The organism is Arthrobacter sp. H41 (genome assembly GCF_000520535.1).
GTDB lineage: Bacteria > Actinomycetota > Actinomycetes > Actinomycetales > Micrococcaceae > Arthrobacter_D.
Map to the genome: position 1 here is coordinate 6,712 of NZ_KI914825.1, position 7,899 is coordinate 14,610.

Consider the following 7,899-nt stretch of genomic DNA (forward strand, 5'->3'; position numbering starts at 1 on the left):
CCTGCAGCACAAGCAGTGCGACACCCGCCAGTCCCGCGGCGCCGGCCGCTATCTTCATGCCGGTCAGTTGCTCCCCGATCCACCGGGAGGCGAGAACGGCGACCAGCAAGGGTTGCACAGCCCCGATCGTGGCCGCGACCCCACCCGGGAGCCGGTACGCGGCAATAAACAGCAGGGCGAAGAACACCCCGATGTTCAGAACCCCCAGGACACTCGCCCGCCACCACCAGCTCCCCATCGGCAGCCGGCGGACCAGGACCACCAGGAGCACACCGGCCGGCAGGGACCGCAGCACCGCGGCCAGCAGGGGCCGCTCCGGCGGCAGCAATTCCGAGGCCACGAGATACGTCGTTCCCCACACGCAGGGAGCCAGGGACGTCAGGAGCAGAACCATCCACCGATTGCTAAGCACTAAGCCAAAGTATCTTAGTGCTTAGCTTTTGGTTAGGGTGGTGTCATGGCGCAGGAACAGCAACCCAATCATGTGGAGACCGTGCTGGGGCAGTGGAAGCGTGAACGCCCCGACGTGGATGTGAGTCCGATGGCTGTCATCGGTCGCCTGTCCCGGGTGGCACGACGCGTCGATGACCGGTTGGCGCGGAACTTCGCCCTCCACGGGATCGATGCTGCGACTTTCGATGTGCTGGCGACCCTGCGCCGCTCCGGGGAGCCTTACACCCTGAGCCCCAAGGATCTGACGAAGAGCTCGATGGTGACCTCCAGTGCGATCGCCCAGCGCCTGAACAAGCTCGAAACCGAAGGGCTGATCGAACGGACCGCCAGTCAGAGAGATGGACGCGGCAAGCAGGTACGCCTCACCGACAAGGGCCGCACCATCGTCGACGCGGTTCTTCCTCTTCACGTCGCCGCGGAACGGGACTTCCTCGACGCCCTCGATGAGAAGCAGCAGAACACCCTCGCAACACTCCTCGCCGTCCTCGATCACTGACGCGGCTCGCGCCTGGTTAAGCGTGAACGCGTCCGCAAGTCGATTCCTGAGAGCATTCTGGTGATCAGTCGAACCGTACGAAGGCTCGGATAGATCCTCCTTCGAATTCTTCGGTCTGGGTGTAGCCGAGTGCTTCGTAGAACGCTTTCTGTTGCGGCTCGTCGTCGGTGATCAGGACCTTCTGACGCACGTGCGGGTACTGTTCGAGCGCTCGTTCAGCGAGAGCCCGTCCAATACCTCTCCTGTGGTGTGAGGGCATCACGAGGATGTCCTGGAGGTAGCAGATCGAGGCACCGTCGGACACAACTCGAGCCAGCCCAACCAGCGTCTGCCCGTCGTGAGCAGCCACAAGGGTCGAGGACCCCTCCAACGCTCGTCGAAGATTGTCCGGGTCTTTCGTATAGGCCAGCCACCCCACCGCACCGTAGAGCGCGAGGACTTCGCTGAGCAGTAAGTCCTTGGCATCTACTACACCGATGGTTGTCATGCTTCATCCAAACACAAAGCCCAGCCATCGAAAGAGCAGGCCATCCACGCGCCTGGAGGCCCATCGTGTTGTGGGTTTCGTCAGCTACTGACTTCCAGCCATGACCCCCTTTAACTTGCTAACGGGGATCTTTGTTTCTAACCGCGCCGTTGGAGCCAAGATCAGCTCAGACACTGAGTTTTGCTGCTGTTTAGCTCATTCGTGAGCCTTTTGATTCATTTTAGTGTTTCAGTGGTTTTCACAGAATTTGCTCTTGTTTAATTGCGGAATTCTTGGATACCTTCCACCCATGGGAACGCGATTCTCCGCGATGGAGGTCCAGCTTTCGAGCGGCCGTGATGTGTGGGTCGTTGTCGATTCGGCGTGGCGGGTTCCGGAGCCTTGCCGGGTCTATGCTCTGTGGCTGGCCAACGCCGGCCGTGCGATCAACACGCAGCGGTCGTACCAGCAGAAGCTGGCGGTTTTCCTGTCCTGGGCGGCCGATAACGGGGTGGATTGGCGGGATCTGTCCCTGCTGGATCTCGTCCGCTACAAACTCGCCCTTGAACGGGCCGCGGACGGGGTGCGGCCGCGTTCGGGTAAGACGATCAATGTTTATGTCATCGCGGCGGTGCAGTTCCTGGTGTTCTGCAGCCGCCACGGGTACGCCGACCCGCATCTGCCCTCGCGGCTCTATCAGCCGGTTGTCCTGCATCCGGTGACCGATCGGGACGGAGGCAGCCATCGGGTGCCGGTGGTTTCCCGGCTGCTGAAGGCCAGGGAGATCACCCACCATCCCACAGCCTTGAACTTGGCGGACCAGGAACGCCTCCTGGGGCACGTGCGCCGGCCGCGGGACGTGCTGCTGGTCCTGTTGCTGCTGCACTGCGGGCTGAGGATCGGTGAAGCGCTCGGCCTGCGCCTGTCGGATGTTCATTTCCTTCCTGAATCGACCTACGCGGGGTGCCTGGAACGCGGGCCCCACCTGCACATCCAGCGCCGGGCCAATGCCAACGGGGCGTGGGCGAAGTCCCCGGACGCCCGAACGGTCCCGGTGACCGAGCAGATCCTGGACGCCTACGCCGACTACCAGGACGAACGTCTCCGACTGACTGGGACCGGCGATTATGTGTTCCTGAACCTGTACTCGCGCAACAGTGCTCGGACGGGACCGCTGACCTATTCGAGCGTCCACGCGCTCTTCCGGCGGTGGGAAGCCGGCACAGGCGTCTGTCTTCGACCGCACCAGTTGCGCCACACCGCCGCAACACGCTGGGTACGAGCGGGGGGAGTGCCGATCGATGTGGTCCAGGCGCTGCTCGGGCACCGTCAGCTTGAATCGACCCAGGTTTACCTGCATGCCTCCGCGGAGGATAAACGCGTCGCCGTGGCCGCCGTCCTCGAACAGCGAAGGACAGCCGCGCATGACTGATCCCCACCGCATCCTTACCGATGAGTTCCCCGTCGAGGAAACCCTCACCTACCTGCAATTCCTCGAGTCACAGCTCGATACGGCCTGGCGGCCTACCGAATGGGACCCGGCGGCCTGGCATTTTGCCGGGGACCCCACCAATCCGCTCACCGCCGCCTATCCATGCACGAGCCCCGACTGCACCGGGATTTCCCCCTCCGCGACCGGACGCTGCGAGTCCTGCAAATACGGGGCCAGGACCGCAGGATCTGCAGGCCAACCGCGGTCCAGGCATGCCCGCTTCACCGACCGGACGACACGGTGCACCGTCATCTATCAGGGCAAACCCTGCAGGGCCCTGGAATCACACCACAGCCTCTGCTATCATCACTACCACGCATGGCGGAAACGCTGCTCATCCACCAGCCGGCAGATCCCGTTGGAAACCTACCGACGCGAGGCCTCCGCGCGTTCCCCAAAGGAGGACGCTGCACGCTTCCCCACTGCAACTTCGAGCAGTGGAAGCACGGGGCAACGACCTGTCTAAGCCATCACTTCCTTTGGCGGCGGCTACGCCGGCAGGGAGTAACACTGCAGCAGTTCCTGGCCGTGCCACGCCCGATCCAACACCAGTGGAAAGGCAACGAATTCTGCCTCGTGGACCTCCCACCGGTCCTCCGCCTGGAGTTCCTGCTGATCCTCCAGCAGCGCGACCGACAGGGCTACCGCCTCGACCCGCGCATCATCCGCCGATGCCTGCACATCGCCCTTGAATCCCGCGTCAGAACCATGGAAACCCTGCACCGTCAGCTGCTCGAACAAAACAGACCACGACGACTGGAACTGGGCCTGACGAACTACGGCAGACTGTGCGCCGCACGCTGGCGCTACCGATTCTCCGGCCAGGACATGCGTCACGAGGACCTCTGGGACGCCGCCGTGCTCGAACTGCGAGTAGACCAGACCACCCAACGCCGCTGCAGCAAGGGCACCATCGACTTCACGCCCATCACGGTCGGCTGGCTGAAAGACGCGGCCAAACAGTACGCAACCACCCTGGAACTGCCCGCAGACCAGGTCCGCGAACTCGTCCGCTCCTGCACGATCGCCTCACAGGCATTATTGAAGCGGCCTAACGGGCCACGGCCGGGCCGGCTGCAACGCGAGAACGCCCGCGCCGTTTTCGACGCCTACGCCAACCTCACTGCGGCGGACGGAACCGCCCGGACGGCGCGGCTCAAACACGACATGTTCTCCGTCTTCAAACGCCTGCTGCGCGATGGCCGGGAGCTACCCGCACTGCACGAGCTCGCTCCCGCGTTCCGCTTCCTGAGCGCTGACCGGCTCGACACCCCGGAGAAACCAACACCGGAGAAACCAACACCGACCAGCAAAGCCATCCCCGATTCCGTCATCAGGATCCTAGACAACAACCTCCACCTGCTCAGCGTCACCGCCGAGTCCCCCTACGCCATGGGTCGGCCACCCGAGCTGCACTCCCACATGCTCCAAACCATCTACCAGCTGCTGCGCGATCTGGGACGCCGCCCCACCGAGGTCCTCGCCCTCCAACGCGACGCCCTGCACCACAGCGATGATAGACAACCCTTCATCCGCTACGACGCACCAAAAACAGGCGACTACGGGCTGGAGCTGCCCATCCACACATCCACGGCCACCATCATCAAGGACTGGACCGCCCGAATTAACACGGTCACCGACATCCACCCCCATGCAGCCCAATACCTGTTCCCATCCCTCTGCGGTTTCGGCCCCGCCGCGAAAAGCCACATCAGCCCCACCGGTTTCCATACCCACTACTGGCGCTGGATCGACCGGATCAAAGAACTGCCCGAATACGTCAACGGGCCCGAAGGCACCGCCCGCTACTTCGACCGCAGCAAGCTGAACCTTTACGCCTGGCACCACACCTACGCCCAACGCCTCTCCGATAACAACACACCGCCGGACGTCATCAAGGACCTCATGAACCACAAGAGGTTCGAAACCTCCGCCGGATACATCCAGATGAACCGCAAACGCAAAGAAGAAGCGATCCGAATCGTCAGCACCACAACGGTCAACAGGGACGGAACGGCCTCCGCGCCCGGCGAATACACCGCCTACCTGCGCAGCTCCGTCGCCACCCCCCTAGGTCTTTGCACCGAACCCTCCAACGTCAAAGCCGGCGGCCAGGCCTGCCCTGCCCGCAGCAAATGCGGCGGGTGCTCCTACTTCCGGGCCAACATCTCCCACCTGCCGGTCATCGATTCGCACATCGTCGCCCTCACCGCCGACCTCGAACTCGCCGCACCCCTAGCCGAGGACTGGATCCTCCAGGGCATCAACGCCGAAATCGCCTCCTACAAGCGGATCCGCACCCTCCTGACCCAAGCCAAGAACACTCTCACCACCGAGCAGCAGGCAGAAATCGACCAGGCAACCGACCTCCTCCAAAACCTCGCCGCCGCCCCGACCACCATCGGTCAACGGACCGGCCCGAAACTGCTGCCCCTGACCCCGAAACGACGATGACCCCGCCCCAACAACACCCGCTGGCCTCACGGACCGAGAAACTCATTGCCGCCAAGCAGGCCGACAGTCGACGTAAACGCGGCGCCGTGCTGCGCAGCATCGAACACCTCGCCCACAGCGCCACCCCGATCACTGTGCCCGCCGTCGCACGACACGCCCGAGTCAGCACCTGGATGATCTATAACGTTCCGGAACTCAAACAGGCCTTCCTCCACGCGGCCGAGCATCAAACACTCCCCGCACCTAGGCAAACCCCTCCCGGGCACACCCCGAGCATCCAAAGCCTTACCGCTGAACGGGCACACCTCGCGGCGCGACTAGCCACAGCAACCGCCGAAAGAGACAGATACCGGAACATCATCAAGGCCGGCGTCGGAGCGCAACTCGAAGCACGCACCACCGATGAGCTCACCACCCGAATAACGGACCTGGAAAACGCACTCGCCCGCACCCGCAATCAACTCCAGGACACCGAACAGCAACTCCACCTGCTGCATGACGAACTCCAAGACACCCGCGACCAACTACGAGCAGCTCAACGCAACAACCGGCTCCTCATCCAGCACCACAATAACGTGGTCGCCCTGCCCACCGCGGACACAACTCCTACCGGCTAGAACTCCCCCGGCGCCCAGCACCGGCAACCTCTCGGGCAGCAGCAGCGGATCTCTCGTACGCACGGGCAATGAAGTCCTCCAAAACATGGGCTTCAACACGCCACTGACCCCTCCCCCAATCTGGATTGAAGGCAAGCCCCTCGACCTGACCAGCGCGGACGTTTGAGACGAGGAGATGTTCAATACCTCGCCAACCTCAGCCAGCGTCAAGAACCGCTTCCCAGCCACAGCACCCAGCTCTCACGCACAACCCACCACGAAAACCACGGCCATGATTCTCACGAAACTCAGACAACGACAAAGCCCGGCACCCGACATAACCCCAAGCCAGAACCCTCTTCACCACCCGCCCGCCACACCAAACTCGAGATAACCACGGCCACCCACCTGAATCGCCGCTAATTCACCGGTGCGGATCAATGCCCGGATCAAGGATTCCTTGGTGTTCAACTCCTCCGCCAGGATCAAGGATTCCTTGGTGTTCAACTCCTCCGCCACCTGCCCGAGAGTCAGAAACCTAGGCGCCCTGACCGGCTCGCCCTGCACATCCTCATGCTGTGCAGCGTCATGCTGGGCGAGGTCCTTCTGTGTAGTCCCGTCCTGTGTGCCGGGGCTCTTTCCTGCTGTCCCTTCACTGCTTCCCGTCATCACTTTCCTTTGACAGTGCTGTCCGTGGGAGTTTCCCGGTCGCGATCGGGTGCTGTTGCCAGTTCGGTTCGGAGGCGGGTGGCTTCGGCTTCGGCTTGTTCCCTGCGGCCTTGCTCCCGGGCCACTTTCTGGGCCGCGGTGGAAGCTTCGCTACGGGCAGCATCAACGGCTGACCGGGACTCCTCAAGATCCCCGTGGGCACTCTCAAGGCCGGCTTGCAGTTGCTCCACCTGGGTCAGGGCCACACGGCGACCCGTTTCAGCCTCGGCAACCACTGTGGAGAGCTTTACCGCTTCATCCTCGGCCTGCTTCCTGGCCTGGCGTTCCTCAACGAGGGTGCCCTGTACAGCGGCGGTTTCAGTCCGTGCTTCCTCGCGCTCCTGCCGGACGACCTCCACCGCGTCCTGAAGCTGGGCCACCTGCCCCACCGCGGTACCGCGGGTGGCCTCCGCAACACTGACCGCGGTAACCAGCTCGACGGCTTCGGCTTCGGCTTGCTGCCGGCGCCCCTGCTCCGTCGCCAACTCCAACGCCGCGGCCATGGCCTGCTCACGCGCAGCCCTAGCCTCAACACGCGCAGCCTCACCCTCGGTTCGTAACTGTTCCACCTGGGCGCGAGCGGAATCGCGTGCAGATTCGGCTTCGGTAACCGCGATCACCAACCCGGCGGCTTCGGCTTCAGCTTGCTCGCACCCCTGGCGCGCTTCGGCCGCTATCAGTTCTACCTCCGCACGCGCTGATCTCACAGCAACACCCCACGCCATCCGCAGGGCCCGGGCCACCGCCTCAGGCGGTTCAGGCATTGCCTGGGCCTGGGACCGGGACTCCCGCCACCCACGGACCCCATCAGAGGCATCCTGCATACTCACCTGAGCGACCCGGCGGACAGCGGCCACCGTGATCCGCTCCTCAGCCTCGGTGAGCTGCTCACACGCGGCGAAGACCCGCTCCCGCGCACTCCCCGCGTCACCGCTAAGCGACGAAACCTCAGACATCATGACCCTCGATCGATGGAATTAGTAATAGTAATAGTAGTAATCTTACTACTATTACTACTCCGGGACAAGAAGACCAGTTCTGCCCCATGGACACGGGCGTGGCCATGCTGGTGGTGCCCCGCTGGGTTGAATTACCCGTTGGACCGCCAACGAGCGGGGTGGCGTTCGACGGTGAGGCCGTTGCGTTCGCAGATCTCCTCACAGATACGGTCGACACCATTCGGGCAGGCACCGGGATCAGGAAGGCGGCCGGGCTGCACCCCGTGGAGATCCAC

At 63.2% G+C, this 7,899-nt stretch carries 9 protein-coding genes; 5 read left to right on the top strand and 4 right to left on the bottom strand.

Annotated elements, in window-relative coordinates; all coding sequences use genetic code 11:
• A partial coding sequence (locus tag Y705_RS20230) for an EamA family transporter (protein ID WP_155850096.1) occupies positions 1 to 394 on the bottom strand: 394 nt, incomplete at its 3' end.
• A 63-nt stretch (positions 395 to 457) separates the two neighbouring features.
• On the opposite strand from Y705_RS20230, the gene Y705_RS0114240 reads away from it, so the two are divergent.
• Entirely contained in the window at positions 458 to 949 is a 492-nt protein-coding gene (locus tag Y705_RS0114240) for a MarR family winged helix-turn-helix transcriptional regulator (protein ID WP_049822811.1), read from the top strand.
• A 64-nt stretch (positions 950 to 1,013) separates the two neighbouring features.
• On the opposite strand, the gene Y705_RS0114245 is transcribed toward Y705_RS0114240, so the two are convergent.
• Positions 1,014 to 1,436, bottom strand: coding sequence for a GNAT family N-acetyltransferase (locus Y705_RS0114245; RefSeq protein ID WP_026533341.1), 423 nt, complete (start codon positions 1,434 to 1,436; stop codon positions 1,014 to 1,016).
• A 289-nt stretch (positions 1,437 to 1,725) separates the two neighbouring features.
• Between Y705_RS0114245 and Y705_RS0114250 the strand changes: the two genes are divergently transcribed.
• From Y705_RS0114250 to Y705_RS0114260, 3 genes are all read left to right on the top strand, one after another.
• Positions 1,726 to 2,847, top strand: coding sequence for a tyrosine-type recombinase/integrase (locus Y705_RS0114250; protein ID WP_026533342.1), 1,122 nt, complete (start codon positions 1,726 to 1,728; stop codon positions 2,845 to 2,847).
• A gap of 588 nt (positions 2,848 to 3,435) precedes the next feature.
• Positions 3,436 to 5,361 (top strand): site-specific integrase, encoded by a 1,926-nt coding sequence (locus Y705_RS0114255; protein ID WP_049822812.1) that lies wholly within the window; start codon positions 3,436 to 3,438, stop codon positions 5,359 to 5,361.
• On the top strand, positions 5,358 to 5,978 hold the full coding sequence (locus Y705_RS0114260; protein ID WP_026533344.1) for a hypothetical protein: 621 nt from the start codon (positions 5,358 to 5,360) through the stop codon (positions 5,976 to 5,978). Before Y705_RS0114255 ends, Y705_RS0114260 begins: the two co-directional genes overlap by 4 nt.
• Before the next feature lie 339 nt (positions 5,979 to 6,317).
• On the opposite strand, the gene Y705_RS0114270 is transcribed toward Y705_RS0114260, so the two are convergent.
• Together Y705_RS0114270 and Y705_RS0114275 are read right to left on the bottom strand one after the other, a co-directional pair.
• On the bottom strand, positions 6,318 to 6,626 hold the full coding sequence (locus Y705_RS0114270) for a hypothetical protein (protein ID WP_026533345.1): 309 nt from the start codon (positions 6,624 to 6,626) through the stop codon (positions 6,318 to 6,320).
• Entirely contained in the window at positions 6,626 to 7,624 is a 999-nt protein-coding gene (locus Y705_RS0114275) for a DNA-binding protein (RefSeq protein WP_026533346.1), read from the bottom strand. Before Y705_RS0114275 ends, Y705_RS0114270 begins: the two co-directional genes overlap by 1 nt.
• Positions 7,625 to 7,710: 86 nt before the next feature.
• On the opposite strand from Y705_RS0114275, the gene Y705_RS22780 reads away from it, so the two are divergent.
• Positions 7,711 to 7,899, top strand: a 189-nt coding sequence (locus tag Y705_RS22780) for a hypothetical protein (RefSeq protein ID WP_026533347.1), incomplete at its 3' end; no start/stop codon positions are given.